Genomic DNA, 16,121 nt, shown 5'->3' with positions numbered 1-16,121 from the left:
GCCGACGCGGGAGCGCCCGGCGCTGTCGTCGTTCGTCGCGCCGTCTCCCAAGCCGAAGCCCGAGCAGCGCGTCGAGGCCCCGGCCCCGCGCCCGGCTCCCGCCCAGCCGGCCCAGCCGATCCGCCCGGTCGCCGCCGCCCCGGCCTCGCCGCCGGCCGCCCCGGCCCAGCAGCCCGCGCAGTCGTCCCCGGCGCCCGCGCCGGTCCAGTCCGACCGTGACGCCAACGTGTCGACCGGCCACTTCGGCCGCGAGTCGGCCGAGTCCCGGCCCGAGCAGCAGAGCGCGTCGGGCACCGGCCCGTTCGCGATCCCGCGCCCGACCGAGCCGCCGACCCCGATCACGTCGAAGGTCACCCAGCCGGTGCCGCGCCGCCCGGTCGTCTTCGAGGAGCAGGAAGACGAACTCGACGTGCCCGACTTCCTGAAGTAACCGCTCATCCATGACCCACGCCGCACCCTCCCCCCGGGGTGAGGAGATCGCGGCGGGGCTGGCCGAGGTCGAACGCCGCATCACCGACGCGTGCGCCGCCGCAGGCCGGTCCCGCTCCGAGATCACGCTCATCGCGGTCACCAAGACCTACCCCGCCTCCGACGTCCGCCTGCTGGCCGGGCTCGGCGTCGCCGACATGGGGGAGAACCGCGACCAGGAGGCCGCCGTCAAGGCCGCCGAATGCGCCGATCTGGCGCTGACCTGGCACTTCATCGGCCAGCTGCAGACCAACAAGGCCCGGTCCGTGGCCGCCTACGCCGACATGATCCACGGTGTCGACCGGCTCCGCCTCGCCGAGGCGCTGTCCCGCGAGGCCGTCCGCGCCGGGCGGGAGATCGGCTGCCTCATCCAGGTGTCGCTCGACGGCCGGGCGGGCCGCGGCGGCGCCCTTCCCGCCGACGTCCTTCCGCTCGCCGACGCGCTGGCCGCCCTTCCGGGGCTGTCGCTGCGGGGCGTCATGGGAGTGGCGCCGCTGGGGGAGGACCCGGCTCCGGCTTTCGCCCGGTTGTACGGGGTGGCGCAAGCCGTACAAAAGGATCATCACCAGGCGAACATCATTTCGGCGGGCATGAGCGGCGATCTGCCCCAAGCGATAGCGAACGGCGCGACACACCTGCGAGTCGGTACGGCGTTGCTCGGCCGCCGGAAGCCCTTCGTCAGGTAATGTCCCCCGAGTAACAAGTAGGTACGATCAGCGGTTCGCCAGCGCGAAAGACGCGGACGGCCGACACGGACCTTCAGCCATGGGCACGGTAGACGGAGGACGACGGAGCGATGGCCGGCGCGATGCGCAAGATGGCGGTCTACCTCGGTCTCGTGGAGGACGACGACCGTTACGACCGATACCGCGAGTACGCCGACGAGTTCGGCGACGACTACGACATCCCTGGCGACTTCAACCCGCAGGGCACCCAGGGCCGTGATGGAGGCGACGAGTCGCCCGTTCCGGCGCCGCGACCCTCGGCGGCCGTGATCGAGCGGCGTACGACCGATCTGGCGCGAATTACCACGCTCCATCCTCGTACCTACAACGAGGCGCGCACGATCGGGGAGCACTTCCGTGAAGGCACCCCGGTCATCATGAATCTGACCGAAATGGTTGACAGTGACGCGAAGCGACTCGTCGATTTTGCGGCAGGTCTGATTTTTGGCCTGCACGGCAGCATTGAACGTGTTACCAACAAGGTGTTCCTGTTGTCCCCGGCCAACGTCGAGGTGACGGCTGAGGACAAGGCACGGATCGCGGAACGCGGTTTCTTCAACCAGAGCTAGAGTTCCGTGTATGAACAGTGAGCGGCTCCCCGGCGGCCTGAACGCCCGGAGGAAGCGGACCTGGACGGAGGCGAGGCTCGACCGTGGGGATCGTTAGTGAGATCTTGGTCGCTGTCCTGGCCCTCTACCTGGTCCTGTTGATCGGACGGATGATCTTCGAGACGGTCCAGGCGTTCGCCCGGGCCTGGAGGCCAAGGGGTCCGGTGCTGGTCCTGGCGGAGGCCACATACACCGCCACCGACCCACCTCTCAAGTTTCTCCGCCGTTTCATTCCTCCCCTCAGGTTGGGTACGGTGGCCTTTGACCTAAGCTTCACAGTGCTGTTCATTGTGGTCTTGGTCTTGATCCAAGTCGTGTCCGCGCTTCGTTGATCGGGTACCGTCCCTCCGGACAGACTCCAAGCGCGCCAAGGAGACCCAAATGCCGCTGACGCCCGCCGACGTGCGGAACAAGCAGTTCAGTACCACCCGGTTGCGACCGGGCTACGACGAAGAAGAGGTGGACGCCTTCCTCGACGAGGTCGAGGCAGAGCTCGACCGCCTCATCCAGGAGAACGAGGAGCTGCGCGCCAAGCTGGCCGAGTGTCTCCGGGGCAAGGTTCCCGGCGGCATGGCCATGGGCGGCATGCAGATGGCCCCCGCCCCCGTCGCCGAGCCCAAGCCTGACATGATCGCCCCCGAGCCGATGCGCCAGCCGGAGCCCCAGCGCCCCGAGCCGGTCCCCGTCGGCATGGGGCTCCCGCCCGCCGAAGACAACATGGACACCGCGGCCCGCGTGCTCGCCCTGGCCCAGCAGACCGCTGACCAGGCGATCGCCGACGCCCGCCGGGAGGCCGACGAGACCGTCACCCGCGCCCGCCGCGAGGCCGACGAGGTTCTCGGCAAGGCCCGCCGCCAGGCCGAGCAGGTCATCGGTGACGCGCGTGCGCGCGCCGAGACTTTGGAGCGTGACGCTCAGGAGCGGCACCGCCAGGCGATGGGCTCGCTGGTGCAGACCCGCGACGAGCTCGAGCGCAAGGTCGACGAGCTGCGCAGCTTCGAGCGTGAATACCGCAGCCGCCTGAAGCTCTACCTGGAGAACCAGCTCGCCGAGCTCAACGTCCAGGCCGAGGGCAGCGGCGGGTTCCCGATCGTCGGAAACCCCGCCATGCAGCAGGGTCAGCAGGGCCAGCCGCAGATGGCTCACGCCGTCGCTCCGGGCCCGCAGATCCAGGCCGTCCCCAACCCGTTCGCCACCGAGCAGCACACCGGAGGCTTCCCCGCCCCCGACGGCTCTCACGGCGACCGCCGGTAGGGTTAACGCTTCTCGCACCGCGTACAGGTAGTTCGGAAGGCCGCCCCCCGTGATCCTTGTCAGTGCCGCCCTTGTTCTCGCGGCGATCGTGCTCCTGATCGCCGGTGTCGTGCTCGGGATGGCATTCCTCGTGATGTGGTCGATCGTGATCAGCGTGCTGAGCGCGGTCTGTCTGCTGATCGGGGCGCTGCTGAGGCGTCACGAGCTGTTCCCCGCCGGAGGCCGGGCCGCTGTCGAGGCCCATCACGCCGCCGTCGCCCCGCAGCTGATGCCGCAGATGGCCCACGCCGGAATGCCGGTCTACGGTGCGCCGACGGTCGTGCCTCCCACGCCGCCGGCTTCCCCTGCCTATCCGCCCAACCCGACCGTGTCCGCCCCGATGCCCGTCCCCGGGCTGGGGCCCGACTCGATCGTCCTGGTCATCCCTGGCCGTAAGAGGTTCCACCGCTCCGGCTGCCGCCAGCTCGTCGGCCGCGAGACCGAGGAACTGACGGTCGAGGAGGCCAGGGAAGAGGGCTTCTCGCCCTGCACGACCTGCGTCGTCGACGCAGCCACAGACGACACCTGGGCCACCACGGTCCAGGAAGCGAGGGTGGAGCCGGCCGACACCCCCGGGCGCGCCGGACCGGTGCCTCCGGCCGCCTCCACCCCTCCTGTCGTCCCCCCGACCGTCGTTCCCCCTGTGGCCCCTCCGGCCGCGCCGTCGCTGGAGTCCTCCGACACCACGGCCGTCTTCCGCGCCGACTCCGGCTCGACCGGGTGGCCCGAGCCGGTGGCCCCGAGGCGGCCCGCGTCGCCGGGCGGCTGGCCCGAGCCGGTGCGTCCCGCCGAGACCAAGGCCGAGCCCGTCACCCGGGTCAATCCCTACGCCAAGGTCGAACCCGAGCCCAAGAGCGCGGTGCCCTCCTTCGCCGCCGCTCCCGCCGAGCCGCAGAAGCCCGCCGAGCCGGTGAAGTCGACCGAGCCGCAGAAGCGCACTGAGCCGCGCGAGCCTGCTGAGCCGCAGAAGCGCGCCGAGCACCGCGAGCCTGCTGAGCCACAGAAGCCTGCCGAGCCGGAAGCCGCGAAGGCCTCTCCGAAGGTCGACTCTCCGGAGCCCGAGGCTCCCAAGGCCGCTGAGGCTCCCGAGCCCGAGGTCGACGAGCCCGCTGACGAGGTGGCGTCGCCGCCCAGGAGCGGCAAGCCCTCCATCGCGATTCCCGAGGCCTCGTCCTCCTGGAACGCCTTCTCCCGCCCGTCCGCCCCGGCTGACGACACCCTCGCCGAGGCCGAGGACGCTCCGGAGGCCCCTGAGGCCGTGGAGGAAGAAGACGGCGAAGACCGCGACGGCGACACCGTCGAGCGCAAGCTGCCGCCGCCCATGGTGAAGGTCATGGAGGGCACCCGGCGCTACCACGCGCCCGACTGCCCCCTGATCAAGGGTGAGGACGACGGCATCGAGACCATGTCCCTGCCGGCCGCCGAAGAGGCGGGCCTGACGCCCTGCACGGTCTGCGACAAATCCTGAGCCTGCTCACGGAAGAGGCCCGGTGGATCAACTCCACCGGGCCTTCTTTCATCCCATGCAACGCCCCGCAGACACGTCTGCCCGGGGATTGCCGGGTTACACCGTGCCGAGGGAAATGATCCGGCGGGGATCACATCGAAGAGGCCCGGCCGATGTGGTCGGCCGGGCCTTCTTCTGTCCCATGTGATACCCCGCAGAGACGTCTGCCCGGCTGATTCCGGCTTACACCATCACGGTGGAATTGTTCTGCGGAGTGGACATGGAAGAGGCCCAGTCGATCACCTCGACTGGGCCTTCTTCTAACCCATGTAGCGCCCCGCAGACCCGTCTGCCCGGCTGATTCCGGCTTACACCATCACGGGGGAATTGTTCTGGGGGTGGACATGGAAGAGGCCCGGCCGATCACCTCGGCCGGGCCTTCTTCTAACCCATGTAGCGCCCCGCAGACGCATCTGCCCGGCTGATTCCGGCTTACACCGTCACGGCGGAAATGTTCGGCTGGGTCGGGGGGAGCATCGAAGAGGCCCGGCCGATGTGGTCGGCCGGGCCTTCTTCTGTCCCATGTGATACCCCGCAGAGACGTCTGCCCGGCTGATTCCGGCTTACACCATCTCGGTGGAATTGTTCTGTGGAGTGGACATGGAAGAGGCCCGGCCGATCAGTTCGGCCGGGCCTTCTTCTGACCCTTGTAGCGCCCCACGGACTCCTCTGCCGAGAAGGTGGGTGCCGGGCTTCGTTCTGCGGTCAGGCCTTGCGGAGCTGGAACCTCAGGCCCAGGTCGGTGTCCTCGTGGGTGGGGGCGCCGTCGGCGGAGCCCTCGCTGAAGGACGTGGCCAGGACCTCCTCGGCGACCAGGGGGCCGCCCTCGCGCAGGGCGGTGGCGAGGTCGCCGTCGGCCGACCACCACAGGTCGATGCGGTCGGTGATGGACAGGCCGGTCGACTTGCGGGCGTCCTGGACGAGGCGGATGACCTCGCGGACCAGGCCCGCCCGGCGGAGTTCGTCGGTCATGGCCAGGTCGAGGGCGATGGTCTCGCCCGTGCCGGTGTCGACGGCGCCCGTCTCCACCGCCCAGCCCGACTTGGGCTGTTCGGTGATGATGAGGTCGTCGCCGCCGACGGTGACCTCGCCGAGCTCGCCCGCCGCGAGGGTGGCCGAGCCGCCCTCCCTGACCGCGCGGGCCAGGGTCGCCGGGTCGGCCGCCGCGACGGCCGCGGCGACCAGCTTCGTCTGCGAGCCGAAGCGCTTGCCGAGGGCCCGGAAGTTGGGCTTCACGGTGAAGGTGACCAGGTCGGCGGAGAAGCCCGACATGTCCTCCAGGGCCTGCACGTTGAGCTCGTCGGCGATCAGGTCGCGGAGCTCGCCCGACAGCGCCGACCAGCCGGGAGCGCCGACCAGGGCGCGGCCCAGCGGCTGGCGGGTCTTCACCGACGACGACGCGCGGGCCGAGCGGCCCAGCTCGACCAGGCGGCGGACCAGCGCCATCTGCTCCGACAGCGCCGGGTTCACGTGGGCCTCGTCGACCTTCGGCCAGGTCGCCAGGTGGACCGACGACGGGGCGTCGGGCGTGCGGAGCGCCTCCCAGACGTAGTCGGTGGTGAAGGGGACCAGGGGGGCCATCAGGCGGGTGACGGTCTCCAGGCATTCGTACAGGGTCGCGAAGGCCGACTCCTCGCCCTTCCAGAAGCGGCGGCGGGAGCGGCGGACGTACCAGTTGGACAGGTCGTCGAGGAACTCCGTCAGGCGGCGTCCGGCGCGCGCGGTGTCGAAGACGTCGAGCGCGGCGGTCACCTCGGCCACCGTCCGGTTGAGCTCGGCCAGGGCCCACCTGTCGATCAGGGGGCGGTCGGCCGGGGACTCGCCCGGGGTCCACGACGACGCGTTGGCGTACAGGGTGAAGAAGCTCGCGGTGTTCCAGTAGGTCAGCAGGACCTTCCGGACGATCTCCTCCAGCGCCGCGTGCCCGATCCTGCGGGGCGACCACGGGGAACCGCTGGTGGCCATGTACCAGCGCAGCGAGTCGGCGCCGTGCTGGTCCATCAGCGGCATCGGGCGCAGCACGTTGCCCAGGTGCTTGCTCATCTTGCGGCCGTCCTCGGCCAGGATGAGGCCCAGGCACAGCACGTTCTCGTAGGACGACCGGTCGAAGACCAGGGTCCCGACGGTCATCATCGAGTAGAACCAGCCGCGCGTCTGGTCGATGGCCTCGCAGATGAACTGGCCCGGGTAGGCGGCCTCGAAGACCTCCTTGTTGACGTGGGGGGCGCCCCACTGCGCGAAGGGCATCGCGCCCGAGTCGTACCAGACGTCGATGACGTCGGGCACCCGGCGCGCCTCGCCGCCGCAGTCGTCGCAGGCGAAGGTGACGTCGTCGACGTAGGGGCGGTGGGGGTCCAGGGCCGACAGGTCCTGGCCGGCCTTCTCGCCCAGCTCCTTCAGCGAGCCAACGCAGGTCACGTGGTCTTCGTCGCAGATCCACAGCGGCAGCGGCGTGCCCCAGTAGCGCGACCGGGACAGCGCCCAGTCGACGTTGTTGCGCAGCCACTCGCCGTAGCGGCCGTTCTTGATCGTGTCGGGGAACCAGTTGGTGCCCTCGTTCTCGGCGAGCAGGCGCTCCTTCACCGAGGTGGTCCGGATGTACCAGGAGGGGAGCGCGTAGTAGAGCAGCGGCGTGTGGCAGCGCCAGCAGTGCGGGTAGCTGTGCTCGAAGTGGGAGCCCCGGAACAGCAGGCCGCGTGCCCTCAGGTCCTCGGTGAGGCCCTCGTCGGCGTCCTTGAAGAACTGGCCGCCGACCTGCGGCACGTCGGGCAGGAACCGGCCGTCGGGGCCGATCGGGTTGACCACGGGCAGGCCGTACCGCTTGCAGACCTGCATGTCGTCGGCGCCGAAGGCGGGCGCCTGGTGGACCAGGCCCGAGCCGTCTTCGACGGTGACGTAGTCGCCGAGGACGACGAAGTGGGCGCCGGGGATGTCGACCAGGTCGAAGGGCCGCTGGTACGGGGTGTGCTCCAGCTCCGTGCCGAGGAACGACTCACGGACCGACCAGCCCTCGCCCAGCGCCGCGCCGACGAGCGGCTCGGCCACGACGACCGGCTTCTCGCCCTCCTTCTCGGCCACCACGTAGGTGACCTCGGGGTGCACCGCCACGGCGGTGTTCGACACGAGGGTCCACGGGGTGGTCGTCCAGATCAGCAGGTCCGTGCCCTCGAAGCGGCCCGAGGTGACCGGCATGCGGACGTACACGGACGGGCTGGAGACGGTCTCGTACCCGCCGGGCTGGCCCAGTTCGTGGTCGGACAGGCCGGTGCCGCAGCGGGGGCAGTAAGGGGTGATCCGGAAGTCGCGGAACAGCAGGCCCTTGTCGAAGACGACCTTGAGCGACCACCAGACGGCCTCGACGTAGGCCGGGTCCATCGTGCGGTAGGCCTGGGACATGTCGACCCAGTAGCCCATCCGCTCGGTCATCTCCTCGAACGCGTCGACGTGCCGCAGGACGGACTCGCGGCAGCGGGCGTTGAACTCGGCGATGCCGTAGGCCTCGATCTGGGGCTTGCCCGACAGGCCCAGCTCCTTCTCGACGGCCACCTCGACGGGCAGGCCGTGGCAGTCCCAGCCCGCCTTGCGCGGCACGTGGTAGCCGTTCATCGACTTGTAGCGGGGGAAGACGTCCTTGAAGACGCGCGCCTCGACGTGGTGGACGCCGGGCATGCCGTTGGCCGTCGGGGGGCCCTCGTAGAAGACCCATGACGGGCCCGTGGCGTTCTGTTCGAGCGACCGCTCGAAGACTTTGCCGTCGCGCCAGCGCGCCAGCACCTCGTGTTCGAGGCGCGGCAGGTCGACCTGCGCGGGCAGGGGGCGGAACTGGTGGCTGGACACGGATCCTCCACGCTCATCGGACAATGGCGCGGAGGGACGAGACCGTCTCCGGCCCCGCGGTACCACCCTCCTTGGCTCCCCGCCGGGGAACCCCCTCTGTGTTTGTGCCGGTTCTACTGGGCGTGATGCCGTTCTTCCGGCGGCTCCGGGGTGATCTTCCTTACGCGCCTCGCCCCGGGCTTCCACCGTCCCCGGGTCGCTCGTGCGAGGGGGGCGTGAGTACTCGTCCCCATCAATGCCGTGCAATTCCCAAAGATAACGCAGCGGCAGGGTGCTGGCTTCCCGATATCGGGGTAGGGAGCGCGGAACACGCGGCGAGGCGGTGGTGTTGAATCCACATCTCGGCGCGGAGGTATGCGGCAAAGGGGGAGGAGCAAGCCGTCCGGTACGGATGGCGTAAAAGTGTCGGCGCGTCGATTGCCGATCCTGTTTTCGCATACCTACGATGCCCGGACTTGCACCATCACTGCACTTGGGAGGCCCCATGGCCACGCAAGCGGCCAAGCCCGCCGTCACCGAGGACGTCTGGTCCGCCGACGAACTCGCCGCCGTCCGCGACCGGTTGCTGACCGAGATCGAGGACCTGCAGGTCGACATCGCCCGTGCCGAGGCGTCCCTCGCGCTCGGCAACTCCTCCGAAGGCGCCGGGGACGACCCGGCCGACGCCGGCGCCAAGACCTATGAGCGCGAACGTGAGATCGCCCTTACCCTGAATGCGCGCGACCTGCTCGCGCAGAACGAGCGGGCGATCGTCCGCATCGACGCGGGAACCTATGGGGTGTGCGAATCGTGCCAACGGCCGATCGGGAAGGAACGTCTGCAAGCGTTCCCGAGGGCGACGCTCTGCGTGGCGTGCAAGCAGCGGGAGGAACGCCGCTGACGCAGGATGAGGCGACGCGGACGCGGCGGATCAAGCTTCTCGCCGCCGTGGCCGTGCTCATCTACATCTTCGACCTGATCACCAAGTATCTGGTGGTCGAGCACCTTGAAGACCGGCTGCCGACGGTGCTGATCCCCGACGTGCTGGTCTTCAACGTCATCCGGAACCCGGGGGCGGCGTTCTCCATCGGGACCGGGATGACGATCGTCTTCACGATCATCGCGGCCGTGGTGATCGGGGCGATCATCCGCACGGCGCGGCAGCTCCGCTCCCTGCCCTGGGCGATCGACCTCGGCCTGCTGCTCGGCGGGGCCCTGGGGAACCTGACCGACCGGATCTTCCGGTCACCGGCGCCGTTCCAGGGTCACGTGGTCGACTTCGTGCAGGTCTTCCCGGCGACGGGGTTCCCGATCTTCAACGTGGCCGACTCGGCGATCGTGTGCGGCGGTGTCCTCGCGGTCTTCCTGGCGTGGCGCGGCTACCAGATCGACGGCACCCGCGAGGGGACGGTCAAGGATGCCTGACCAGCGCTCCCTGCCCGTGCCCGACGGACTGGAGGGAGAGCGGCTCGACGCCGCTCTCGCTCGTCTCTTCGGCTTCTCCCGCACCCGCGCGGCCGAGCTGATCATCGGCGGGGACGTCCTCGTCGACGGGTCGCCGGCCGGCAAGTCCGACCGGGTCACGGCCGGCGCCTGGCTCGACGTGACGATCCCGCCGCCGGCGTCGGCTCCCATGCCGGTGGCCGAACCGGTCCCCGGGATGACGATCCTGTACGAGGACGACGACATCGTCGTGGTCAACAAGCCCATCGGCGTGGCCGCCCACCCCTCCGTCGGATGGACGGGGCCGACCGTCATCGGCGGCCTGCTGGGCACCGGCCACCGGGTCTCCACCAGCGGCGCCGCCGAGCGGCAGGGGATCGTCCACCGGCTCGACGCCAACACGACCGGCTGCATGGTGGTGGCCAAGAGCGAGCGGGCCTACACGCTGCTGAAGCGGGCGTTCAAGGAGCGGACCGTGGAGAAGCGGTACCACGCTCTGGTCCAGGGCCACATGGACCCGCTGCGCGGCACCATCGACGCCCCCATCGACCGGCACCCGTCCGGAGACGGCCGGTGGGCCGTCGTGGCCGGGGGCAAGGAGTCGGTGACCCACTACGACACCCTTGAGGCCTTCCGGGCGGCCTCGCTTCTCGACATCCGCCTGGAGACCGGCCGGACCCACCAGATCCGGGTCCACATGTCGACGATGCGTCATCCCTGCGTGGGGGACCTCCAATATGGCGCCGACCCCACCCTGTCGGCGCGGCTCGGGCTGGGGCGGCAGTGGCTGCACGCCGTGTCGCTGGCTTTCGAGCACCCCTCTACGGGGGAATGGGTCGCCTTCAACGCGGAATATCCGGCGGATCTGGCCCAATCGCTCGATGTGATCGCCGCGGAGTCGTAGTTTGCCCGCATGAGCGGGTTAGAGGTCGCGGCGATCTCCCTGGGCACCTCCGTGGTGCAGAGCGCGGTCAAGCTGTGGCTGGGCGACCGGGCGCTGGCCGCCGACATCGCCAAGGACGGCATCGACGCCCTGAGCCGCAGGGCGAGCGGGTTCGCGCAGCAGCGGGCCACCCGGCGGCTCGGGGAGCGCATGGCCGAGACGGTCGCGGCCAAGATCGAGCCGTTCGTGCGGGGCGAGATCGGCTCGCTTCCCGAACACGAGTGGTCGGCCGCTCTCGATCTTGTACGGCTGACGTTCGAACGGGCCGCCTTCACCGACGAGGACCTGTTCGCGGCCGACCTCGACGCCGCCTACCTCGACCGGCACCTGCCGGATCTGTCGCGTGACCTCTCGACCTCCGCTGCGGGGTTCTACCTGCGGTTGAGGCGGGAGTGCTGCGCGTTCCTGGTGCAGACGGCCCGGTCCCTGCCGGAGTTCCAGCCTGGGGTGCTGACCGAGTTGCTCCGCCGGGACACGGCGATCGTCGAGCACCTGGAAGAGGTGCTCGCCCGGCTCCCCGAAGCGCCTCTGGTCGACTTCGAGCTCGACTACCGGCGGCAGGTGGGACTCACCCTCGACCACATGGAACTGTTCGGCGCGACGCTCACCGAGGCGAGTCGTCGCTACCCGCTCCGGCTGGCCTACGTGGATCTGGCGCTCGCCGGCGAGGGCGAGAGCGACCAGCGATCCACCGAGGAGATCATCGGTGCGGAACGCCGCCTGCTGATCAGGGGCGAGGCCGGTGGGGGCAAGACCACGCTGCTGCGCTGGATCGCCGTGCGGGCGGCCCTGCGCGATCTTCCTTCCGCCATGGCCGACCTGCGGGACTGCGTGCCGTTCTCCATCCCGCTGCGGCAGTTCGTCGATCAGGAGCTGCCGGCGCCCGCCGACTTCCTCGTCCAGGTCGGGCGGCACATCGCCGACGAGATGCCGCGCGGCTGGGTGCAGCGGCACCTGCGGACCGGCCGCGCGGTCGTGCTCATCGACGGCGTCGACGAACTACCGGAGGCCCGCCGCCGCGACGCGCACGCGTGGGTCCGCGAGCTCATCCAGGCCTTCCCACAGGCCCGGTACGTCGTCACCTCCCGGCCGGGCGCCATCGACTCCGCATGGCTCGCCGGTGAGGGCTTCGTGTCCTACGAGCTCCAGCCCATGTCGCCGCCGGTGATCCGCGAATGCGTCGCGCACTGGCATGAAGCGGTGGCAGCGGGGATGGTCTCCGCCGAGGAGAGAGACGATGTCCTGGCCCTCGGCGGGACCCTGGCCGAAGGGATCTCCCGGCGCGGGCATCTGCGCCTGATCGCGAGCTCGCCGCTGCTCTGCGCGCTGCTGTGCGCCCTCAACCGCGACCGGCACGGACGGCTGCCCGGAAACCGGATGGAGCTCTACGACGTCGCCCTCGACATGCTGCTGGAGAGGCGCGGGACCGATCAGGGGCTGGTGGTCGACGCCGTCCTGTCCAAGACGGTCAAGACGCTCTTTCTCCAGGACATCGCCTACTGGATGGCCCGGAACGGCAAGTCGGACGCGCCGACGGAGGAGGTCACCGAGCGGGTCAGGCAGAAGATGCTCTCGCTGACGGATCTGCGCGGCATGACGGCCGAGGAGATCTACCGGCACCTTCTCGAACGCAGCGGGCTGCTCCGGGAGCCGGTGGTCGGCCGGGTCGACTTCGTGCACCGGACCTTCCAGGAGTATCTGGCCGCCCTGGAAGCCGTCTCCCAGAACGACATCGGGTTCCTCGTCGACCACGCCCACGAGGACCAGTGGCGCGAGACGGTCGTCATGGCGGCGGGCCATGCCTTTCCGCGCATGCGGGAGGAGCTTCTCTGGGGTCTGCTCGGGCAGGGGACACGACCCGCCGACGAGAACGACCCACTCGCCGACGATCGCTGTCTGCTCGCGCTGGCCTGTCTGGAGACTTCGCCGGAACTGCCGCCCGCGCTGCGAAAAGAGATCCAGAGCCGGGCCGAGACGGTGATCCCTCCCCGGACGATCAACGCCGCGAGGGCGATCGTCAACGCGGGGGACTGGGCGCTGGATCTGCTGGCCGAGGCGACGCCCACGACGATCCGGCAGATGGTCGCCACGATCCGGGCGGCATCGGAGTTCGGCACCGAGCAGGCTCTCCGCATCATCGCCGAATTGAAGAACCATTATTCTCAAGATGTGCAGAAAGAATTGCTGAGGGCGTGGGACCATTTCAACCCGGCCGAATACGCCAGGAACGTCATCCGTGGAACGCCTCTCGACGCGGGTAGTTTCACGTTGAATCGGCGGGAGCTGATTCCCGCACTGGGCGAGCTGGAGAACCTCCACACACTGAGAATCGGCCTCGGGGCCATCGGTGACCTGGACTTCGTCCGTGAACTCTCCGGGCCCCAAGCTGTCTGGCTCGACGGATATTCCAGCCGATCGATCGACTTCTCGCCACTGATCGCCTCGAAGTTCACGAGAATCGGCGCCTCGCCGCAGATTGATGCGCGAATCCTGCGAGATCAGCTGTCGGTTTTCCGGGACATGCCGGGCTTGGAGTCTCTCGAGATGGTCGCAGAGGTCGACCTCGATCTGACGCCTCTGGGCGGCGCGTCGATCACCGACCTCAGGCTCGATCCCCGTGGTCCCTCCGTGCGACTGGGAGGGCCGGTGGAGTTGCCGAGGCTCTCCGCTCTGCACCTCGGCGGGTTTCGCGATCTCGACCTGGCGACGTTCTTGGCGCCGGTGCTCACGAGGCTGGAGGTCGAGGGCATTCGCAGCCTGCGGGGAATCGAGCGGTTCCCCCTTCTGCGAGTCTTGAGGGTGTCCGCATCGGCGGTCGAGGACATCGGCCGACTGGCCGGGGCGCGGTCGCTGGAAAGCCTGGTCATATCCGGGCCTGGCCGTCTGGAAGACGTCGCCGTTCTCGGCCAACTTCCCGCCCTCCGCAATTTCAGCGTCGACGTGTCGAAATATGCTGACCTCGATTCGCTGAAGAAGAAATTTCCCGAGTCGCAGGTCTATGACGACGGCGGCCCGAGAAAACGGATCAGTGTGGGATACCCGTGAGGCGGCGGTACTGCTCGTCGGTCAGCGCGATTCCGGAGGCTTCGACGTTCTCCCTCAGATGGGCGAGTGACGAGGTGCCCGGGATGACGCAGATCGTCGGCGAGCGGTGGAGGAGCCAGGCCAAAGCGGTCTGCTGGCGGGTCGCGCCGAGTTCGGTCGCCACCTCGTCGAGGATCTCCGACTGGAGCGGGGAGAAGCCGCCCAACGGGAAGAAGGGGACGTAGGCGATCCTGTTCTCCGCGCACACGTCCACGAGGTCGTCGTCCCTGCGGTTGACCAGGTTGTACTCGTTCTGGACGCAGACCACGGGTGCGATGCCCCGGCAGATCAGGAGCTGGTCGGCGGTCACGTTGCTGACGCCCAGGTGGGCGATCAGGCCCTCGTCCTGGAGGGCGGTCAGGACGCTGAAGGGGATCGTCGGGTCGCTCGTGTCGGGCATGCGGAGGTTGACCACGTCGAGCTGTTCCGTGTCGAGGCGCTTGAGGTTGTCGTACACGGCCTCGATCAGTTCCGGTTCGGTCATCGCCGGGAACCACGATTTGTCGTCGCCGCGACGGGCGCCGACCTTGGTCACGATGCGCAGGCCCGAAGGGTAGGGGTGGAGGGCCTCGCGGATGAGGTCGTTCACCACGTGAGGGCCGTAGTAGTCGCTGGTGTCGATGTGGAGGAGGCCGAGGTCCACGACGGTGCGGAGCACCCGGACGGCCTCGGCGGGGTCGCGGGGCGGGCCCCAGATCCCCGGGCCGGTCAGGCGCATGGCGCCGTAGCCCATTCTCGTCAGGGCGAGGTCGTCGGTGAGTTTGAGGATTCCTCCGGTGATGTCGTCCATATCGGTCACGTGCCCGGCGGTGGGAGCGTTAGGGGCAATTATTCGTCAGGAAGTCCGCCGTCAAGCTGACTGGTGCTTTCCAGGGCCGGGTCCTCCTGGTCCTGGTTTCTTCCCTGGTCCTCGCCCTCCTCGCCGGTGTTCTCCTCCATGCTGGGCTCCTCCGTGGGGGTGGGCTCTTCCTCGGGCTTCTCGCTTGGGGTGCTGGCCTCCTTGCTTGACTGACCGGACGGACGGGGTTTTGGGGAGGGGGCCTGCGACCTCTCCTTCGGCTGCTGCGGCTGCTCCGGCTCACGGCGGTCGGTCTGCCGCACCACCGGTTCCTCCTGCTCGGACTTCGGCTCCGACGAGGGTTCCGGGGTGGTGGTCGCCGCCTTCTTCTTCGCCGGGACCTGGGCGGGGATCGTGTCGGCGGGGTTGGCCGGGTGGTCGCCCGCGGTGACGTAGGCGATGGTCCCGGCGCTGAGGCCGACGGCCAGGACGGCCGAGACGACGGCGGTGAACGGCCAGCTCTTACGGGGTTTGGCCGCCGCGGCGAGCGGGCTGGTGGTGACCGGTGGCGGGGGGACCGGGATGAACGGGGCCGTCGGTTCGGACGTGATGCCGTTGACGATGTTGTGGAGGTGGCGTTCGGCCTCCACGGCCGTCATCCGGGCGGCCGGGTCCTTCTCCAGCAGGCCGTGCAGGACGGGGGTCAGCGGGCCGGCCCGGTAGAGCTGGCCGAAGGGTTCGTACATGACGGCGGCCAGGGAGGCCATCGCGTGGCCCCGGTGGAACGGGGAGCGGCCCTCAACGGCGAGGAAGAGGGTCACGCCCAGCGACCACAGGTCGGAGGCGCGGACCGCCCGGCCGCCGGCGGCGCGTTCGGGGCTGATGAAGGCGGGCGTGCCGACGAGGGCTCCGGTGCGGGTGACGGGGCTGTCGTCCTCCATGGCGGCGATGCCGAAGTCCGTGAGGACGGCCCGGCCGTCGGGGGTGATCAGCACGTTGTCGGGCTTGACGTCCCGGTGCAGGACGCCCGCCGCGTGGGCGGCCTGCAGCGCGCTCAGGACCTGGAGGCCGATGGTGGCCACCCGGTGGGGGCGCATCGGGCCGTTGTCGCGGATCAGCGCCCCCAGGGTGGTGGACGGCACGTACTGCATGACGATCCACGGGTGGCCGTTCTCCTCGAACACGTCGTAGACGGCGGCCACGGCCGGGTGGCTGAGCCGGCCGGCGGCGCGGGCCTCCCGGAGGGTGCGGATCGTGAAGTTCTCGCGTTCGGCGCCTGACAGGTCCGCGTTGAGCTCCTTCACGGCGACTTCGCGTTCCAGGGTTTCGTCCAGGGCACGCCACACGGTGCCCATCCCACCCCGGCCGAGTGGTTCCATCAGTCGATAACGGCCGGCGACGGTGCGGTCGGATGTCTGAGACTCGGGCATGCCGCCCGGCTACCCCAGCAGGCGAA

Annotated in this window: 12 protein-coding genes and 1 pseudogene; 10 read left to right on the top strand and 3 right to left on the bottom strand. The window is 69.5% G+C overall.

Annotation, left to right across the window (positions count from 1 at the left end; all coding sequences use genetic code 11):
• From AW270_RS39775 to AW270_RS34345, 6 genes and pseudogenes are all read left to right on the top strand, one after another.
• A pseudogene (locus AW270_RS39775) lies at window positions 1-430 on the top strand (cell division protein FtsZ); the annotation flags it as partial.
• Window positions 431-440: 10 nt separating this feature from the next.
• Window positions 441-1,154 (top strand): YggS family pyridoxal phosphate-dependent enzyme, encoded by a 714-nt coding sequence (locus tag AW270_RS34365; protein WP_061300303.1) that lies wholly within the window; start codon window positions 441-443, stop codon window positions 1,152-1,154.
• 110 nt (window positions 1,155-1,264) lie between these two features.
• The gene (locus AW270_RS34360; RefSeq protein ID WP_061300302.1) at window positions 1,265-1,762 is read left to right on the top strand and encodes a cell division protein SepF; all 498 of its coding nucleotides are present in this window, start codon (window positions 1,265-1,267) and stop codon (window positions 1,760-1,762) included.
• Between the two features lie 83 nt (window positions 1,763-1,845).
• Window positions 1,846-2,133 (top strand): YggT family protein, encoded by a 288-nt coding sequence (locus AW270_RS34355; protein WP_061300301.1) that lies wholly within the window; start codon window positions 1,846-1,848, stop codon window positions 2,131-2,133.
• Window positions 2,134-2,182: 49 nt separating this feature from the next.
• Window positions 2,183-3,055 carry a DivIVA domain-containing protein gene (locus AW270_RS34350; protein ID WP_061300300.1) on the top strand — a complete coding sequence of 291 codons (873 nt, stop codon included), beginning with the start codon at window positions 2,183-2,185 and terminating at the stop codon, window positions 3,053-3,055.
• Window positions 3,056-3,104: 49 nt separating this feature from the next.
• On the top strand, window positions 3,105-4,562 hold the full coding sequence (locus AW270_RS34345) for an ABC transporter permease (protein ID WP_061300299.1): 1,458 nt from the start codon (window positions 3,105-3,107) through the stop codon (window positions 4,560-4,562).
• A 744-nt stretch (window positions 4,563-5,306) separates the two neighbouring features.
• Here AW270_RS34345 and ileS read toward each other — a convergent pair.
• Window positions 5,307-8,438 carry an isoleucine--tRNA ligase gene (gene ileS, locus AW270_RS34340; RefSeq protein ID WP_061300298.1) on the bottom strand — a complete coding sequence of 1,044 codons (3,132 nt, stop codon included), beginning with the start codon at window positions 8,436-8,438 and terminating at the stop codon, window positions 5,307-5,309.
• A 484-nt stretch (window positions 8,439-8,922) separates the two neighbouring features.
• Here ileS and AW270_RS34335 point away from each other — a divergent pair, with 484 nt between their 5' ends.
• The 4 genes from AW270_RS34335 to AW270_RS34320 are packed head-to-tail and all read left to right on the top strand — an operon-like array spanning window position 8,923 to window position 13,848.
• A complete protein-coding gene (locus AW270_RS34335; RefSeq protein WP_061300297.1) occupies window positions 8,923-9,318 on the top strand; it encodes a TraR/DksA family transcriptional regulator in 396 nt (131 codons plus the stop codon).
• The gene (gene lspA / locus AW270_RS34330; RefSeq protein ID WP_245675003.1) at window positions 9,291-9,842 is read left to right on the top strand and encodes a signal peptidase II; all 552 of its coding nucleotides are present in this window, start codon (window positions 9,291-9,293) and stop codon (window positions 9,840-9,842) included. Before AW270_RS34335 ends, lspA begins: the two co-directional genes overlap by 28 nt.
• Window positions 9,835-10,764 (top strand): RluA family pseudouridine synthase, encoded by a 930-nt coding sequence (locus AW270_RS34325; RefSeq protein ID WP_061300296.1) that lies wholly within the window; start codon window positions 9,835-9,837, stop codon window positions 10,762-10,764. Before lspA ends, AW270_RS34325 begins: the two co-directional genes overlap by 8 nt.
• Window positions 10,765-10,773: 9 nt before the next feature.
• Window positions 10,774-13,848 carry an NACHT domain-containing protein gene (locus AW270_RS34320; RefSeq protein WP_061300295.1) on the top strand — a complete coding sequence of 1,025 codons (3,075 nt, stop codon included), beginning with the start codon at window positions 10,774-10,776 and terminating at the stop codon, window positions 13,846-13,848.
• On the opposite strand, the gene AW270_RS34315 is transcribed toward AW270_RS34320, so the two are convergent.
• Both AW270_RS34315 and AW270_RS34310 read right to left on the bottom strand, forming a co-directional pair.
• Window positions 13,829-14,677, bottom strand: coding sequence for an oxidoreductase (locus tag AW270_RS34315; protein ID WP_061300294.1), 849 nt, complete (start codon window positions 14,675-14,677; stop codon window positions 13,829-13,831). The genes AW270_RS34320 and AW270_RS34315 overlap by 20 nt on opposite strands.
• Window positions 14,678-14,715: 38 nt before the next feature.
• Complete coding sequence (locus tag AW270_RS34310; RefSeq protein WP_275477795.1) at window positions 14,716-16,044, bottom strand: serine/threonine-protein kinase; 1,329 nt, start codon at window positions 16,042-16,044, stop codon at window positions 14,716-14,718.
• Window positions 16,045-16,121: the final 77 nt, after the last annotated feature.

It is taken from the genome of Herbidospora cretacea, from assembly GCF_001570605.1.
GTDB classification, from domain to species: Bacteria; Actinomycetota; Actinomycetes; order Streptosporangiales; family Streptosporangiaceae; genus Herbidospora; species Herbidospora cretacea.
Note: the sequence above shows the minus strand (reverse complement) of the source record. Positions and strands in the feature narration are given on the sequence as shown.